The sequence below is a fragment of the Exiguobacterium sp. UBA5002 genome (assembly GCF_002396765.1).
In the GTDB taxonomy this organism is placed as follows: domain Bacteria; phylum Bacillota; class Bacilli; order Exiguobacteriales; family Exiguobacteriaceae; genus Exiguobacterium_A.
On the sequence record NZ_DGYQ01000044.1, the window covers coordinates 1 to 15713 of the forward strand.

Consider the following 15713-nt stretch of genomic DNA (forward strand, 5'->3'; position numbering starts at 1 on the left):
TAATTTGACAAACCGTCATAAGAAAAACCGCCAAGCTTCAATGAGCAGGGCGGCAGAATTCAAGAGATCGATGACTGGACTTGGCATTTTCGAAGATACTGCTCCATCGCTTGGGCGAAGAAGGTCAATTGATGCGTCGAGATGACAGGCACCTTCCCATATCGCACTTCGAAGTAGAGCGGATCAACAGGAGACGGGAACGCAATTCGGTCGAACCATTCCGTTACCGTCTCGTGGGTACGGCGTTGTAAGGAAAGTGGCAATTGTGCATTAAAGTGAGCGAGTTGTTTTCGAATCGAGTCAGCGGGCAGGTCTTTCGTCTCATAAATGAAAATCGGGAACCGTGGGGGAAGCGCATATCCTGATGGATCAATACGAGGTCGACGCAACCACTGAAGATAATGCCAGAAAAACCAGCTACAAAACAGGAGAATAAGACATAGTATGAGAAGATAAGGAGGTGTCGTAACCGAAGAATCGAATCCTGTCCGGAACCATGGAGCTGGTGGATCGGCTTCGCTCATCGTAACCGTGCTCTCGCCATAAGACGTTCCTTCTTCGATCGTATCGAAGATCGATTCCTTTGGACCACAACGATCGACGCAATATGTATTCGTTGCTGGATCAATTCGTCCAAACAGTGACGTATAGAGCGACGGGACGAATTGTTGCACGGTAAGTAGTAGTAGACAGACAAGTGGAATAAGAAGCAATAGGCGAGTGCGAAGCGTTTGCACGATAGGGACACCTCCTTTGACGAGTACGTTTAACAGACTTTCGCTACACAGTATAGCAAAAGTGGAGAGGGAATATTTTGATTTTTTCAAAAAATAGTCATTGATTTAGAAGGGAATGAAAGAGATGGATTTACGATCGAGTTACCAAGAAACGACGAAACGTTTAGATGGACATGGTAGTCGGACGGTTGGCGTGTTACAAGAAGCGCTGCGAACTGTTTCAGCTGATCAACCAAGTGACATCTATGGCAACGGCGAATTCATCAAGACGTTCGAGCGCAAGATGGCAGAGTTATTTGGGCATGAGGATGCGGTCTTTTTCCCGAGTGGTACGATGGCGCAACAAATTGCGTTACGGATCTGGTCTGATGAACGGAATAATCGTAAGGTTGCCTACCATCCCCTTTGTCACCTCGAGATTCATGAGCAGGATGGGTTGAAGGAATTACACGGGATTAAACCAGTACTAGTCGGAGAAGTCGATCGCTTAATGACGATAGACGACGTCAAAGCCTTGCCGGACGTCAGTTGCTTGTTACTCGAACTGCCACAACGCGAACTCGGCGGACTGCTTCCGTCGCGTGAGGAACTTGAAATCATTTGCGCATATGCACGGGAACAAGGAATCCGTCTGCACTTGGATGGGGCACGCCTACTTGAAATTTTACCGTACTATGAGGCATCGGCAAAAGAAATCGCAGAGTTATTTGACAGTGTCTATATCTCTTTTTATAAAGGTCTTGGCGGCGTCGCAGGAGCGATCTTAGCCGGACCGGAAGCATTTTGTCTCGAGGCTCGCATCTGGAAACGTCGCTATGGCGGTGATTTGATTAGTCTCTATCCGTATATTCTATCCGCGGATCATTATTATGAACAACGAAAAGACCGGATGGCGGAGTACCATGTAGCCGCAAAAGCACTAGCGAGCAGCTTGAATGCGATACCAGGCATCTCGACTCGTCCCCTTGAGCCGGTCTCAAACATGTTTCACCTTTACTTTGAGGCAGATAAAGCAGTCGTCGAGGAAAAATTGATTGAAATCCAGTTGCACGGAAAAGTTGGTATCGCCGGCTATCTTGTCGAGAAAGAAAAAGGCTGCGCAACGGAAATCAATATCGGCGATAGTTTTCTTGCATTGACGACTGACGAACGCGAAAGCGCCTTTCGTCAATTGACGGAGGCGTTCTCAGCGGATTGAATGACATCAGGAGCGAAAATCGTAGGATGGAGGCGACGATAAGTGTCGACTTTTTCTGCGATCCTTCGCTCCGTTTCTTGTAATGCTGCCAGTTGAGCTAAGACGTTTGCATGGTGTGCTTCAAGCAATGCAAGGCGTTCGCGGGTCGTATCCTGCTCGCCGTGAGCAAGAAACAGTGACACATACGTACGGATTTGCTCGATCGGCATATGCGTTTCACGTAAGCGGAGGACAAATCGAAGCCACGTCACGTCTTGGTCGTCGTAACGTCGTTGGCCATTCTGACGCTTCGGAAACAGTAATCCTTCTTTCTCATAATAGCGAATCGTAAGGGCACTCGTCATCGTCAGTCGACTGATTTCAGAAATCGTATACATGAATCTCACCTTTCTGCTTGACTTAGAGTTCACTCTAAAGATTAGACTCTGACTATACCAATCGAAAAGGGGATACGCTAAATGAAGTACACAGTCATTACAGGAGCAAGTTCAGGAATTGGGTATGAGACGGCAAAACTACTCGCAGGAAAAGGAAAGTCACTCGTCCTCGTCGCGCGCCGGACGTCTGAACTCGAAAAACTCCGGGATGAAGTCAAACAGATTTCACCAGACAGTGATGTCATCCTCAAGTCGATCGACCTTTCTGATAACCAAAACGTTCATGATCTTTATGAAGGCTTAAATGAACTTGAAATTGAAACATGGATCAATAATGCTGGGTTTGGTGATTTTGATTTCGTCCAGGATATCGATCTCGGGAAAATCGAAAAGATGCTCCGCTTGAACATCGAGGCACTGACGATTTTGTCGAGTCTGTTCGTCCGCGACCATCATGATGTCGAAGGAACGACACTTGTCAATATCTCATCAGCCGGCGGCTACCGGATCGTGCCGAATGCGGTCACGTACTGCGCGACGAAGTTCTATGTCAGTGCCTATACGGAAGGACTCGCGCAAGAACTGCAAAAAGGCGGCGCAAAACTCCGGGCGAAAGTGCTCGCACCAGCTGCGACCGAGACAGAGTTCGCCGATCGTTCGCGCGGGGAAGTAGGGTTCGACTACAGCAAGAACGTTAAGAAATATCATACGGCGGCTGAAATGGCAGGCTTCCTGCATCAGTTAATCGAAAGTGACGCATTCGTCGGCATCGTCGACGGCGAAACGTATGAATTTGAATTGCGTGGTCCATTGTTCAATTACGCGGGATAAAAACTAAGTAAGGTTCCTTTTTCAATTGAGAAAGGGACCTTACTTATGTAAACATAATTTATACGAATTTCATGAATGCATCAAAAAAGACATCAATTACTTATTTTTTTAAGAGTTTCTTTGTTAACTTTCATACGACATAGACGACTGCGCCGATAATCAAAAGATTTATTAGAGCGCCGAAAATCATGAATTGTCCCACGATTTGACCACCTTTACATACTACTTAGCATTTTATTTACGTTTTCGTTTTGAGAACCTCAAGCGGATAAAGAATAACGCCATCAGCACGATAGCGATGTTCACGGCTAACGTTAACCGTTCATTTTCAATTACTCGACCATTCAAAAGATTCAAGATGATAACAATCAACATAAATGACAATAAAAAGTAGTTTATGGATTTTTTTATCATGAATGACTTCCTTTTTTTGTGTTCTTGTATTAGTTTAATCATATCGACAATTTAAAAACAAGGGGAATGTAGTTGGACGATACATTTCGGAACATTGAAAGTATCGCCAGATGGCTGTTGGAAAAGAGGTGATTGAATGAAAAACATGATGTTCTTAGGACTCGTCGTTCTCTTACTCGCGACGCTCTTTTCACTGCATTACGGATTACATGTAATCGATGATACGACGCTTAAAATATCTTTGTTGGCTTCGCTAATCGTTGTATTGATTGCACGGAAGAAATGGAAGATTACGTTCTCTACGGCGGAATGATGTAGAGTTGGGAGAGATAAAGAATGAACGTCAGTGAATTTTTTGACTGGAAAATCAACTTAGAGGATGAACTATATGCTGTCATTGATGAGAAGGCGAGAAAAATGGTAGTGATGGGGGACTTCATCGAACTGACTGCGGTCTTGTGGTTGGATCGAAATGATGTCCTTCAGTTAAAGCCGACATGGGATTGTGTCATATCCATCGATGATGCTACAAAACAAATTACGATTCGCTCGGCAGAATCACTGAACATGAAAGAAGAATGTTAAGAGGTACATAAATCGAGTTCATTCGTGCGATCGCTGAATGGGCTCGATTGTTATTTAAAGTACGATATCTATTTTAATTCATGTTGAACGGAGCCAGTCACTTCAACATGATGCTGGTCGTATACAGTCGTCAGTATATGATCTTCAACGATTTCATAGTTGTATATATAGTCCGCTTCATTCGTGTATTTAACTTCCAACACATATCTTCCGGTCTTCGACTCAAAGATCGTTTCTTTTTTTGAAATATCTTGGTCGTATCCTGATTTAACTAACATTCGTTCAATCTTGATTTCAGTCATCGTTTTAGAAACGAAGAGGTAAGTCGGATAGGCAGCTACCAAGATGACGAGAACGATAAGAGTATAGATCAGCGGGCATACTTCTTTTTTTCATGCAATCACATCCGTTCCGATGAAATGAATAGAGAAGCTAGGTATTCTATATTGCAGATGAGGAGAGATATGTGATGAGAAAAAACAAAGACGAGATACCGTACTATATGAGGAACGTTCCGTTCTTCTTCCTAACGGCACTCCTCGCACCCGTCGCGGTACTACTTGTCCTGCTCAATTGGGATAAGCTCTCTACACAAATGAGAAATAACCATTTAACGTTTTCAATCCTAATGACCATGTTATATATTTCAAAAATACTGCCTGACGGCTTATTTAAAATCATATTCGCGGTTTTTACGTGGACGTTAATTCTATTCGTGACATACATCTACTTCGGTGGCGGTAGAAAAGGAGGGACATCATGAGTAAATATCATCTGTCGAGCATTCGCTTAATCCTGATTGTCGTCATCACGTCGTCAATCTTGTATTTCGGCTTAGACTGGGAACTCGGGTATGGCATTATCTGGTTGATTGGTTTAGTAGGATTTACGATTTATCGCAACTTTGAGACTGCTCGGAACGAGAAAATCGAAGCGCAAACGAAGAACGATTGATTTCATTTGAAGTCCATCGTTCTTTTTAAATATGACCCCACCGAACTAAATCGTCGAGATAATCACGATATGATTCTTCGACTTCTTCTTCTGTCAGCTCTCTGGCTCGAATGACGAGGTTTTTTACGACAGGATCGGCAAAATGTGCACCACCGACGAGAGCATATAAGTAAGAGCCGATTACTTCGGATTGATTCCTAACCAAGAATCCAGTGATATATGTACCGTCAAGGCTCTCTAAGATGATATCAATTCGGCGTCCTTCCATCTCATCGAGAATCAATTGATTGTAATCTGCTTCTTTCTGATTAGCATATCGGTATCGTCGATTTTTCCTTTTATTATCTTGTATTTCCCACTCGAAATCGTCTAATTCACTAGGCGTAAAAAGCGAATTCAAGAGGGCAACGTCATCAATCTTCAAGCAGCAAAAGATGGCATCGTATTCGAGTTGATCATCATTCACTAAATCCGAGATGTCGTCTTTCGGTATTTCGATTGCATTATATCGCCGGGATACGCGCTCGATGACCGTTTCTTTTTTTAACGTCAACTGTTGCTTTCGGTGTTGGAACTTGTGAGATGCTTTTTCATAATCCATGCTGTTTCCCCCTGTCCGTATCAAATGCCATATCCCTAGTGTAACAGCTATAGTTCTTAAATGTGAGTGAGTCTGACCATACCTCAGTAATAAAGGATTGTTCTTTTTTTTTGAATGAAACTATAAAAAAGATCAATTGATGACGATAGATAGGTACAGAATGTTCATATATGAAACTGTCATAGAACATGATTGACACATAGAAGGAGTTAATGACACCATGAATGAAACCTTACCGAGACCATTGCGCTCACCAGCAATCTTATCGAGCCTTGAATCAAACGTCGCGATGGTCTGTTTTGATCGCCAACGACGGGTCATCGACGTTAACGACTTGTTTGCGAAAACGATGAAGTATAAGCGGGATGAGATGATTGGCTTACAGCACCATACGTTTTGTACACCAGAATTCGCGAACAGCCGTGAGTATCAGGACTTTTGGACACGCCTGTTTTCGGGCTTCAGTACAGCGGATAAAATCAAGCGCGTTGATGCTCGTGGTGATATTTTATGGCTTGAAGCCACTTACATGCCGATCTTTGAGGGAGAAGAAGTCGTCGGCGTCGTCAAGATCGCGAGTAACATCACGGACCGGATCGACCGTGTACAAGGATATGCGAAAAGCTTCCAGACACTCGCTGAAGGACTGAATCTGCAGTCGATTCAAGGCTCTAAAGAGGGCAATCAACTTCAAGAGACGATGCACACAATCGCAAGTGAAACGGCTGAGAACCAGCAGACGTTCGAAACATTATATGCCCAAGCGATCGAGATCACGAAGATTGCTGATACGATCAAGGAAATCGCTGCCCGAACGAACCTGTTGTCGCTGAACGCGGCAATCGAAGCGGCACGTGCTGGAGAACAGGGCAAAGGGTTCACCGTCGTTGCGAGTGAAGTCAAAAATTTATCGGATTTAGTCGGCAGTGCAGTCGTCGAAGTACGGACGAATACGGAAACGATGAACCGTCAAATCATGGCGATGATGAAAAAGATTGAAGCGTCCCATCTCGAAGTCGCGTCAAGCCTTGCGATTGTAAAGGAAACGATGCAACGTTTTACCGCGATCGAAGAGGTCGCACATCAACTCGAGCAACAAACGGAAGACTTTCGGTCGTTTATTTGAGAAGAATACAAAGAGAGCGATGGCGAGAAGTCATCGCTTTTTTTGTATAGTCAGATTAGTCGTTTTGGAAGAGTACAGGCGTGGGATATAACACGTGAGCCCATTGACTGCAGAACGGAGGCACGTTATAATTCAAATAGACGTTTGAATGAAAGGTAAAAGGAGGCAATGTCATGGCACATGATCATCATCACCACCATCATCATACGGACAATAAAAAGGTACTCGGCCTGTCGTTCCTGATCATTACTGTGTTCATGATCGTCGAGGTCATCGGCGGGATTTGGACGAACAGTTTGGCATTGTTATCAGACGCCGGGCACATGTTAAGTGATTCGATTTCACTTGCGATTGCCCTGTTAGCCTTCCAGTTCTCGAGTCAAGCACCGGATGCGAACAAGACGTTCGGTTCAAAACGCTTTGAAATCTTAGCCGCAATTCTAAATGGCGTGACGCTGATTGTCATCGCTCTCTATATTTTCATTGAAGCCATTCAACGCTTCATCGATCCACCCGCTGTCGCAACGACGGGGATGCTGATCATTAGTGTCCTCGGGTTGCTCGTCAACATTTTAGTTGCCTGGATCATGACACGCGGCGGTGGGCACGAACATAACCTCAACATGCGCGGTGCGTATCTGCACGTCTTAAGCGACATGCTCGGATCGGTCGGTGCGATTGTAGCCGCCTTGCTGATCCTGTTCTTCGGTTGGGGATGGGCGGATCCACTTGCGAGTATCATCGTAGCGATCCTCGTCTTACGGAGTGGTTATTACGTGACGAAGGCGTCCGTACACGTCTTAATGGAAGGAACGCCGAGTGATGTCGACATTGATGAGGTCGTTTCGACAATTCAGACGAACGAAGCCGTTCTCGGATTACATGATCTACACATCTGGTCGATCACGAGTGGTTATAACGCGTTATCGTGTCACGTCGTCGTCAAGGAGGACATGACCGTACGGGAGTCAGAATCGATTCGCGAACAGATTGATCACGATTTGAAACACGTCGGGATTAACCACGCGACCATCCAGGTCGAGACGGATCAACATGCACATGGCAATACGTTGTATTGTGACGGCAAACACGAATCGCATACGCATTAAAAAACGAGCACACGTCCAAAGTCGGACATGTGCTCGTTTGCTTATGCTCAAATGATCGGCACCGTTGGTAGAAACAGCGTCGCGAACAGACTGATACTCAAGAACATCGAGTATCCGAAAAAGGTCGTTTTGGCATTTCCAGCAGCTCGGTTACCTAAGTACATGAAAAAGACGATGGATAAGAACGTCAAACCCGTCAATACGGACGAGTGGTGTTGATCCGGCGAAGGAGCAAGCGACTGGACAAGATGCGCGAGACCAAGCGGCAGGACAATCAAAAGAAAGTAATAGCCTAGACGTGCCTCAGACGGGACGTCGACCTGTTCCTGTTCGGTTTCATAGTCATAACGCGTTTGCGTTTTCATGGATCTTCACCTCCCTATGCGTTTTAGTATAGCGAATGAACATGTCGGCTCTGTTACAGATGGGTAAGAATGCCTTAACAGACGATGACGATGTGATGACGAAAAAAGAATGGGCAGCAATTGAGAAAAATTGTAAGATGAACAAGAAGTCGTTTTAGGAAAGGAATAAAGCATCATGTCACGTGCGTTTCGTTTTATGTATGTCTCCGATTTGTTATCGACTGTCGGGACGAGTTTTGTTTATATTGCGATTTACTGGTTGAGCGCGGAACAGATTAGTGCTTCAGGTGTCGCCTTGCTTGCAACAGGTGTGTTTTTGATTCGTTTTCTCGTCTCAACGTTCGTTGGACCGTGGATTGACCGTTTCGTCAGCGCATCGTTGTATCAAACGTCCTTACTCATTCGCTTGCTAGCGCTTGGTATTACGTTAGCGGGAATCGGTCTGACAGACGTCGTCTTACCGTGGTTACTTTGCTTGCTCGTCGTTCAGACGATCCTGCAAATCGTTGGTGGAAATGCTGTCTTCACGTGGGTCGTTGATCTAGTCGAAGATGACCAATTGCCGCAAGCGAATGCCTATCTCGCAACAATCGAACGAATCGGGACGTTAAGCGGATTCTTACTTGGTGGGATGATGGTTGCTCATTTTTCGATTACGAGTATCTTGTGGCTCGATCTGGGACTGCATCTCATTGCCTGGTTACTCGTCCGACACATGACGGGACAAGTCGCAGAAGGAGCGCGTGTCGGATCGTACCGCGAAGCGTTGCTCGAAGGGGTTCATTACGTCGCGCGTGACGGTCGCTTAAAATGGATCCTTGGTTGTGCGATCATTGCGAACTGGATGATCACACCGATGAATACCTTACTTGCACCATATGCCAAGGATGTCTTATCGGGGAATGCTCAAACATTTTCTGCACTCGAACTGGCGACGGTGATCGGGGGGATCACGATGTCGCTCCTTTACGGCAAGTGGGTCGTCTCCGTACGGCAGGATAAGCTGTTTCGTTTTGCCGTCGTTTTGCAAGGACTCGCAATCGCAATCGTCGCCTATGTCTCGTTCGTCCCAGTGGCTGTCGGTGGGTTTGTCTTGCTCGGTATGGCGCTGACATTGTTCGGGATTCCGTTTGCGACCTTGTTGCAGCGCTCGACGCCTGCACACTTGCTAGGACGGGTTCGAACGGCGATGGTCGCAGCATCAACGGCGTGTTCTGCACTCTGTTACGGATTATCATCGTACTTGACGTCGCTCTTTAGCGTCTCGTTCGTTTTCCTGTTCTTTGCTTTAAGTGGTCTTATCATGACTAGTATCTTGTTGCTCCTTCATCGTACCGTTTCCTTTGCTGAGGAACGACAGGACAAGGTCGGATGAAATATCCGCCTTGAGGTGGAGGTAAGCGGTTTCGCGCTTCTGTACACTAGAGATAGAAATGAACGATGAGGAGTGGAGTCGATGGAGAGTTTATGGATTACGGCGTTATTGTTTTTGATTCCGATCAGTGGGATGACGGTCTTCTTGAATGTACTGTGGCGCCGAATGGCAACGGAAGGCGTTTCGGAGTAATCATGAACTAAACAGTGCGCCTGCTTACCGAGATTAGATCGGATAGCAGGCGCTTTTTTCATTTGAGTCATGACTGGTCGTAGAAGAATAACCTCAGATTCGTTAATTCAGCGATTCGCGTGTAAACTGAAGTAGCAAGTGGTTTTATGATTTTTTCGATCGAAACTAAGGGGGAAGCATCAACGTGAAAGCAATCATTACAGGCATGAACGGAACGGTGGCACCCGTCGTTGCGGACGTCTTAGCAAAGCACGACATCGAGACAGTCGCGTGGGATCGGACGAAAGTCTCAACGACTGACGAGTCTCAGATGCGGACGTTTTTAGAAACGGAACGACCGGATTATTTCCTACATATTGGGATGGGGTCCGTCAGTTGGACGGAAGCGCTCGTCCGTTTGTGCCAGGAATATCGGATTCCGTTCTTTTTCACGAGTACAGTATCTGTTTTCTCGGACGACGTACCAGCACCGATTGAAAAGGACGCTGTACCGGATGCGACCGATGAGTATGGTGCCTATAAGATTGCTTGCGAGCAAGCGATTCAAGCAATTGATGCTCAAGCAAAAATCGTCCGGATCGGCTGGCAGATCGGGACGGAGGCAGGTTCGAACAACATGGTCGACTTCTTCACAAACGAGATGAAGCAACACGGTGTCATTCAAGCAAGTCGAAACTGGTATCCGTCGAGTTCGTTGCTTGAAGATACAGCAGAAGCGCTCGTTACGATTTTACTCGAACAGGAAGCAGGTCTCTATCAGTTGAACGGAAACGATCGTTATTCGATGTACGATTTAGCGCATGCCTTAAATACACTCCACGCGAAAAACTGGATGATTGAACCAGTCGATGAACCGCGCCGGGACAACCGGATGGCGACAGATGTCGTTTTGGTCCGTCCGTTGTCAGAACGATTGCCACTCTAATCAAACATCCCGCTCTCCTTGACCTGTATCAAAGAGAGCGGGATGTTTTTTACTGCGTGACTGGCGTTTCCGCGGCAAAAGCGAGTGCTGGTCCAAAGATTTCGTAATGCAGTTTGTCCGAAGACGCCGTAAAGTGTTTAATGACGTAATGAATCATTGCTTCCGGACCACAGACGTATGTCGGATCCGTGATGCTTGCGATGACGTCTTTCGGCAGACGACCCGCTTGATCCGTCGCCTGGTGCTCTGCGTAACGAATGACGCGAGCGCCACGCTGCTCGAGTAAGGCAAGTTGTTCTGTAAACGGACGATTGCGTTCATCTTGGACGGCGTGATGTAACGTTACCTGTCGACCAGCAGCTAACGCTTCGTCTGCCATTGCAAGCATCGGTGTGATGCCGATTCCACCAGCAATCAGAACGACGGGTTCACCTGATGCATCAAGCGTGAAGGCACCTGCTGGCGCACTGATCAATACCGTGTCACCGACTTGCGCTGCATGTAAGTAGTCCGAGACGATGCCTTCTCGTTTGACACCAATCGTATAAGTCGTCGTGTTTGATGCCGTCGTCAGACTGTATTGACGATTGTGCCATAAGCCGTCGCTATCCTGAATCCGTACCGTGATGTATTGCCCTGCTCGATAATCAGGGAGCGGACCGTCCGTTTTGAAAGTCAGCGAGCGGATGCCGTCTGCTTGTTCCTGGATATCTGAAATCTTGACGGACTGATAACCGGAAAAGTCTTTCGCCTGTTCGTCCTGCGCGTATAGTTCGGCTTCGAGTGTGATGAACAAATCGGCAATCTCCCCGTACGCTTCGCCCCATGCTTGCAGGATTGCAGGCGTTGCGGCTTCCCCTAAAACGTCTTGCATCGCTCCGAGTAATTCTTGACCGACGAGTGGATACATCTCCGGCTTGATTTGTAGACTTCGGTGCTTATGGAGCACAGGTAATAAGACCGGTTTTAACGTCTCGAGTCGATCGATGTGAGCAGCAGCGGCATACACGGCTGTAGCGAGTGCTTGCGATTGGCGGTCGCTCCGTTGATTCGATTGATTGAAGACGTGTTTCAGTTCCGGATGAGCTTGAAACAAGCGCTGATAAAAGACTTTCGTGATCGCGGCACCGTGCGACGCAAGGACGGGAACCGTCGATTGAACGATTTGAATGGTAGAGGTTGATAACATAAGACCACTTCCTTTTCACTAAGTAATGAAGACAGTCTTAGTATTTCGTAGCCTCGTCATTAATACAACATTTAAAATACTAGATTAAAGAATATCGTGCGTTTTGTCACAAGCAAGTCAAAATATCGACAAGGATTCGTCACGATTGATTGGAAATCCAGAGCTTTGAGAAATCAAAATAACCGAACGAGTCGATCGTGATATTTTGCAGCTCGATCGGATACGGAATTAGCCTTGTATCGTGATAAAACGGAATGAAATACGATTCGTCGATCAAGTAACGCTCGATCGCTTGGTGAATCGGGAGCCAGTTTTCGAACGGTGTCTTGTCGTATTGTTCGATCCATTTCAGCATTTCTGGCATCTGCTGAAATAGTCGGATTGGCGGTGAGAACGTATTCGTCATGAACTGATAGAAGGCGAACGGTAGATTTCGCTCGAACACTTCAGCATGGACAGCGAGATCGATCGTGTCGTACGCATGAAACTCCGTAATACTCTCTTTAAATCCGACCTCGACGAACTCGTACGGAATTCCGTCTTGATCGAACCGTTCGCAGAGCCAACGTGTTACTTTGTCCGTGAAATCGGTCATCTTGATTCGAATCGGTTGCGTGAATAAGACAGCGGGACCGTCCGGGACAGTATACGGTTGACTATAGGACTCGAGAAAACCACAGTCGTTCGGTTGTGCGCGTTCCTCAAACGCATGGATGTTACCACGGATTTCTGCAACGAGGCGATGGATGTAATGTCGCGCTGCTACCGATTCGAATGGTCCGCCAACACGCGGATGGAGAAAGACGAGTCCAAAGCCGGATTGCGTTGCGATCGTATCGATCGGACTGGAGTTAGAAGCCGACGTCCGGTAGACCGGGTCGTACTGCTCCGGCATCTGGATGAACTCAATCCGGTCGAGAAGAGCACGGATCCCAAAGTAATTCGGAAATGCCGTTAGAACAGTTTTCTTGTCGTCATGTTGCGCGAGTTGGAACGGTCCCGTACCGATACCGTCCTTGATGATGCTCGTATGAAGTGAGGCAAGTTGCGGCAAAATCGAACTCCGGCGCTGATCGAGTGTGAGGTCGACCCGGTACGGACCGTTTGAGACGATGTGTTTCACGTGCCGATAGGAATAGGCATAAGCAGGATAAGCGATTAAAGCACGCAGGCTCTTCGTTACTTCCTTACTCGTCAGGAGCGAACCGTCATGAAACCGCACATCCTTGCGTAAGAAGAGACTGAGCGTCGGACCGTTCCAGATATAGTGATGTGCCAGTTCACCCTGGATGTTTCCGTCAGCGTCAATCGTAAACAGGCGGTTGAAAACGTTCTGGACAAGATGAGCACTATGGATGTCTGCTGCTTCTAACGGGTGTGTCGTCAGGAAGTTGCGTTTTCGCGGAATCAGTAAAGCATCAGACGTCGTTTGCGTATAGCCAAACTTTCGCTCGAGTTGGCGCATGAACCGTCCTGCTTGCGCCGGTGACCAGTCCCACGTCAATTCCTCCGTTACTGATTCGATTGAGTCACGGTCGATTCGCTCGAGCATCCGTTTCGCATACTCCCGTTCGACGTGGCGTAACCAGACAAGTTCACTTAAGTTACCTCGGCCACGACCACTCGTATAGTCAATCCAGCCTTCAGCCTGCCATTTATTGAGATATCGTTTTGTTTGTTTAGGACTTAAATGGATGGCGTCAGCGAGTGTCGCAATCGAGTAGTTTCCATTTCGGCAAGTCTTCCATAACATAAAAAGATAAGCATCCATCTCATTCATCCTCCTTAAAAGGGGACATCTTTTTTGAATGACGTCCATTTTTCTTATGTATTGTCTTGTTTATGATACAGGTAGAGAATGGAAGGTGACAATATGAAATGGAAAGAAATACCGAAACCAATTAAAGTACGTCTCATCACATCGTTTTTTAACCGGGCTGTCTCGTTTTCGATCATGCCGTTCATGGCCCTCTTATTCGTCAAGGCATTCAACGAAGTCGTTGCTGGTGCATTTTTAATTGCAATGGTCTTCGTTAGCTTCATCACCAATCTACTCGGCGGATATCTCGCTGATCGTTTTTCACGTAAACGCCTACTCGTCACGACATCGATGTTAACAGCACTGACGTTCATCACGATGACGATTTCGTTGACGCTCGACTGGATGCTGCTGTTCATGGTCATCTACGCCGTCTTCTCAGTGACGAGCAATCTCGGTCGCCCGGCGATGAGCGCCATCATCATCGATGCGACGACGAAGGAAAACCGACAAGCGGTCTACGCGCTCGACTACTGGCTGATCAATCTCTCGATTACTATCGGAACGGCGCTCGGTGGCTGGCTCTACGTCAGCAACCAATTACTCTTGTTCTGGATCTTGAGCTTCACGTCGTCTGTCTTACCGATCGCTTACTACCTATTTCTCGAAGACACGCCGCGGACTTGGCAGCGCCAAAAGCTACGTGGCGTTCTCAGCGATATCTTCAACAGTTATCAACTTGCTTGGCAAGATCGTCCGTTCGTCAGAGTTGTCTTTGGTTCAATGTGTATCTTAGCGGCTGAGTTTTCGATGGGGAGCTACGTTGCTGTCCGCCTCGCCGATTCGTTCGAACCGCTCGCATTTGCCGGTTGGTCAATCAATGGGGTCCGGATGATGAGTATTATCAATATTGAAAATACGTTGCTCGTCGTCACTTTGACGTTCATCGTCCAGCGACTTGCGAAACGATTATCACCACGGCGAACGCTTGCAGCAGGTCTCCTTCTTTATTCGATCGGTTACGTCGTCGTGACGAGTGCTAACAGTATGACGGCACTGATGCTTTTTATCTTCATCGCAACGATCGGCGAGTTGCTCTACTCCCCGGTCTTGAACACACAAAAAGCGAACATGATGCCGGCGGATCAACGCGGGGCGTACTCGGCCTTCGCCGGGACGTCATTCGCAGGAGCTGATTTGCTTTCTCGGTCGACAATTTTAGTTGGGACATTTTTAATCCCGTCGATGATGAGTGTTTACCTCGGATTGATTCTTTTGACGGGCTTCGGTTTAGTCTATACAAGTCTTTTCGTGAAGGAATCGGTCGAACGACAGCGAAACGTATCTTAATAAGGGGGAATCGACATGAATTTACCAGATACACTAGAAACAACACGGCACGTGTTGCGTCGTTGGCAAGACGACGATGCAGCAGCACTTTACGCTTACGCAAAAAATCCAAATGTCGGGCCGAAGGCAGGTTGGGCACCGCATGCGTCGCTTGGCGAAAGCCGCGAAGTGATCGGGATCTTTCAAGCGTCGCCCGGCGAGTATGCCGTGACCGATAAGGAGACGGGTGAAGTGATCGGGAGTTTCGGTTTTCACTTCAATCGTCGACCGGACGAAGCGATCACGCATGACCGTCAAGTCGAAATCGGGTATGTCCTCGCTCCTAACTATTGGGGAGAAGGACGGATGCCGGAGATCGTCGAAGCAATGATTGATTTCATCTTCAGGGAACTGCCGATCGATGTCGTTTGGTGCGGACACTTTGATTTCAACAAACAATCACGTCGTGTCATTGAGAAACTAGGCTTTACGCATGTCCTTGATCGACCATTCGTCTTAGAACGAATCGACGGTCGGACCGTAACGAGTCATGTCTATAACTGGACGCGTGAGCGGTATGAAGAAAAAAACAAATAAAATGTAAAAAAACTAATTTATTTTAAAGTGGACGGTTTGTCAAATTAAGC

17 protein-coding genes are annotated in these 15713 nt (G+C 46.9%); 11 read left to right on the forward strand and 6 right to left on the reverse strand.

What is annotated here, in order from left to right; all coding sequences use genetic code 11:
* Positions 1 to 59: 59 nt before the first annotated feature.
* On the reverse strand, positions 60 to 737 hold the full coding sequence (locus B4C70_RS13125) for a hypothetical protein (protein WP_290780148.1): 678 nt from the start codon (positions 735 to 737) through the stop codon (positions 60 to 62).
* A 124-nt stretch (positions 738 to 861) separates the two neighbouring features.
* Here B4C70_RS13125 and B4C70_RS13130 point away from each other — a divergent pair, with 124 nt between their 5' ends.
* The gene (locus tag B4C70_RS13130) at positions 862 to 1935 is read left to right on the forward strand and encodes a threonine aldolase family protein (RefSeq protein WP_290780151.1); all 1074 of its coding nucleotides are present in this window, start codon (positions 862 to 864) and stop codon (positions 1933 to 1935) included.
* On the opposite strand, the gene B4C70_RS13135 is transcribed toward B4C70_RS13130, so the two are convergent.
* Positions 1905 to 2312, reverse strand: coding sequence for a MerR family transcriptional regulator (locus B4C70_RS13135; RefSeq protein ID WP_290780154.1), 408 nt, complete (start codon positions 2310 to 2312; stop codon positions 1905 to 1907). The two genes, B4C70_RS13130 and B4C70_RS13135, sit on opposite strands and share 31 nt — an antisense overlap.
* An 81-nt stretch (positions 2313 to 2393) precedes the next feature.
* Between B4C70_RS13135 and B4C70_RS13140 the strand changes: the two genes are divergently transcribed.
* The 4 genes from B4C70_RS13140 to B4C70_RS13155 all read left to right on the forward strand — a co-directional run bounded on the left by B4C70_RS13140 (position 2394) and on the right by B4C70_RS13155 (position 5096).
* The gene (locus B4C70_RS13140; RefSeq protein WP_290780157.1) at positions 2394 to 3143 is read left to right on the forward strand and encodes an SDR family NAD(P)-dependent oxidoreductase; all 750 of its coding nucleotides are present in this window, start codon (positions 2394 to 2396) and stop codon (positions 3141 to 3143) included.
* A gap of 550 nt (positions 3144 to 3693) precedes the next feature.
* Positions 3694 to 3870, forward strand: coding sequence for a hypothetical protein (locus tag B4C70_RS13145; protein ID WP_214729979.1), 177 nt, complete (start codon positions 3694 to 3696; stop codon positions 3868 to 3870).
* Positions 3871 to 3893: 23 nt separating this feature from the next.
* Positions 3894 to 4142 carry a hypothetical protein gene (locus B4C70_RS13150; protein ID WP_290780160.1) on the forward strand — a complete coding sequence of 83 codons (249 nt, stop codon included), beginning with the start codon at positions 3894 to 3896 and terminating at the stop codon, positions 4140 to 4142.
* 759 nt (positions 4143 to 4901) lie between these two features.
* Positions 4902 to 5096 carry a hypothetical protein gene (locus B4C70_RS13155; protein WP_290780163.1) on the forward strand — a complete coding sequence of 65 codons (195 nt, stop codon included), beginning with the start codon at positions 4902 to 4904 and terminating at the stop codon, positions 5094 to 5096.
* A 25-nt stretch (positions 5097 to 5121) separates the two neighbouring features.
* Here B4C70_RS13155 and B4C70_RS13160 read toward each other — a convergent pair whose 3' ends face one another.
* Positions 5122 to 5697, reverse strand: coding sequence for a hypothetical protein (locus B4C70_RS13160; RefSeq protein ID WP_290780166.1), 576 nt, complete (start codon positions 5695 to 5697; stop codon positions 5122 to 5124).
* Between the two features lie 220 nt (positions 5698 to 5917).
* Here B4C70_RS13160 and B4C70_RS13165 point away from each other — a divergent pair, with 220 nt between their 5' ends.
* Together B4C70_RS13165 and B4C70_RS13170 are read left to right on the forward strand one after the other, a co-directional pair.
* Complete coding sequence (locus B4C70_RS13165; protein ID WP_290780169.1) at positions 5918 to 6823, forward strand: methyl-accepting chemotaxis protein; 906 nt, start codon at positions 5918 to 5920, stop codon at positions 6821 to 6823.
* 173 nt (positions 6824 to 6996) lie between these two features.
* The gene (locus B4C70_RS13170; protein WP_290750160.1) at positions 6997 to 7932 is read left to right on the forward strand and encodes a cation diffusion facilitator family transporter; all 936 of its coding nucleotides are present in this window, start codon (positions 6997 to 6999) and stop codon (positions 7930 to 7932) included.
* 47 nt (positions 7933 to 7979) lie between these two features.
* On the opposite strand, the gene B4C70_RS13175 is transcribed toward B4C70_RS13170, so the two are convergent.
* The gene (locus B4C70_RS13175; protein ID WP_023468204.1) at positions 7980 to 8297 is read right to left on the reverse strand and encodes a hypothetical protein; all 318 of its coding nucleotides are present in this window, start codon (positions 8295 to 8297) and stop codon (positions 7980 to 7982) included.
* A 175-nt stretch (positions 8298 to 8472) separates the two neighbouring features.
* Here B4C70_RS13175 and B4C70_RS13180 point away from each other — a divergent pair, with 175 nt between their 5' ends.
* Positions 8473 to 9672 (forward strand): MFS transporter, encoded by a 1200-nt coding sequence (locus tag B4C70_RS13180; RefSeq protein WP_290780172.1) that lies wholly within the window; start codon positions 8473 to 8475, stop codon positions 9670 to 9672.
* A gap of 376 nt (positions 9673 to 10048) precedes the next feature.
* Entirely contained in the window at positions 10049 to 10789 is a 741-nt protein-coding gene (locus tag B4C70_RS13185) for a sugar nucleotide-binding protein (RefSeq protein WP_290780175.1), read from the forward strand.
* 49 nt (positions 10790 to 10838) lie between these two features.
* Here the strand turns inward: B4C70_RS13185 and B4C70_RS13190 are convergent, their stop codons facing one another.
* The gene (locus B4C70_RS13190; protein WP_290780178.1) at positions 10839 to 11978 is read right to left on the reverse strand and encodes a globin domain-containing protein; all 1140 of its coding nucleotides are present in this window, start codon (positions 11976 to 11978) and stop codon (positions 10839 to 10841) included.
* A 139-nt stretch (positions 11979 to 12117) separates the two neighbouring features.
* Entirely contained in the window at positions 12118 to 13749 is a 1632-nt protein-coding gene (locus tag B4C70_RS13195; RefSeq protein WP_290780181.1) for an ABC transporter substrate-binding protein, read from the reverse strand.
* 102 nt (positions 13750 to 13851) lie between these two features.
* On the opposite strand from B4C70_RS13195, the gene B4C70_RS13200 reads away from it, so the two are divergent.
* Both B4C70_RS13200 and B4C70_RS13205 read left to right on the forward strand, forming a co-directional pair.
* Complete coding sequence (locus B4C70_RS13200; RefSeq protein WP_290780186.1) at positions 13852 to 15087, forward strand: MDR family MFS transporter; 1236 nt, start codon at positions 13852 to 13854, stop codon at positions 15085 to 15087.
* A gap of 15 nt (positions 15088 to 15102) precedes the next feature.
* A complete protein-coding gene (locus tag B4C70_RS13205; RefSeq protein ID WP_290780189.1) occupies positions 15103 to 15663 on the forward strand; it encodes a GNAT family N-acetyltransferase in 561 nt (186 codons plus the stop codon).
* Positions 15664 to 15713: the final 50 nt, after the last annotated feature.

What these genes read in the sequence shown, in the direction of transcription:
- B4C70_RS13130 (WP_290780151.1), top strand. Translation starts at nt 862, where the DNA reads ATGGATTTACGATCGAGTTACCAAGAAACGACGAAACGTTTAGATGGA.
- B4C70_RS13135 (WP_290780154.1), bottom strand. Translation starts at nt 2,312, where the DNA reads ATGTATACGATTTCTGAAATCAGTCGACTGACGATGACGAGTGCCCTT.
- B4C70_RS13140 (WP_290780157.1), top strand. Translation starts at nt 2,394, where the DNA reads ATGAAGTACACAGTCATTACAGGAGCAAGTTCAGGAATTGGGTATGAG.
- B4C70_RS13145 (WP_214729979.1), top strand. Translation starts at nt 3,694, where the DNA reads ATGAAAAACATGATGTTCTTAGGACTCGTCGTTCTCTTACTCGCGACG.
- B4C70_RS13150 (WP_290780160.1), top strand. Translation starts at nt 3,894, where the DNA reads ATGAACGTCAGTGAATTTTTTGACTGGAAAATCAACTTAGAGGATGAA.
- B4C70_RS13155 (WP_290780163.1), top strand. Translation starts at nt 4,902, where the DNA reads ATGAGTAAATATCATCTGTCGAGCATTCGCTTAATCCTGATTGTCGTC.
- B4C70_RS13160 (WP_290780166.1), bottom strand. Translation starts at nt 5,697, where the DNA reads ATGGATTATGAAAAAGCATCTCACAAGTTCCAACACCGAAAGCAACAG.
- B4C70_RS13165 (WP_290780169.1), top strand. Translation starts at nt 5,918, where the DNA reads ATGAATGAAACCTTACCGAGACCATTGCGCTCACCAGCAATCTTATCG.
- B4C70_RS13170 (WP_290750160.1), top strand. Translation starts at nt 6,997, where the DNA reads ATGGCACATGATCATCATCACCACCATCATCATACGGACAATAAAAAG.
- B4C70_RS13175 (WP_023468204.1), bottom strand. Translation starts at nt 8,297, where the DNA reads ATGAAAACGCAAACGCGTTATGACTATGAAACCGAACAGGAACAGGTC.
- B4C70_RS13180 (WP_290780172.1), top strand. Translation starts at nt 8,473, where the DNA reads ATGTCACGTGCGTTTCGTTTTATGTATGTCTCCGATTTGTTATCGACT.
- B4C70_RS13190 (WP_290780178.1), bottom strand. Translation starts at nt 11,978, where the DNA reads ATGTTATCAACCTCTACCATTCAAATCGTTCAATCGACGGTTCCCGTC.
- B4C70_RS13195 (WP_290780181.1), bottom strand. Translation starts at nt 13,749, where the DNA reads ATGGATGCTTATCTTTTTATGTTATGGAAGACTTGCCGAAATGGAAAC.
- B4C70_RS13200 (WP_290780186.1), top strand. Translation starts at nt 13,852, where the DNA reads ATGAAATGGAAAGAAATACCGAAACCAATTAAAGTACGTCTCATCACA.
- B4C70_RS13205 (WP_290780189.1), top strand. Translation starts at nt 15,103, where the DNA reads ATGAATTTACCAGATACACTAGAAACAACACGGCACGTGTTGCGTCGT.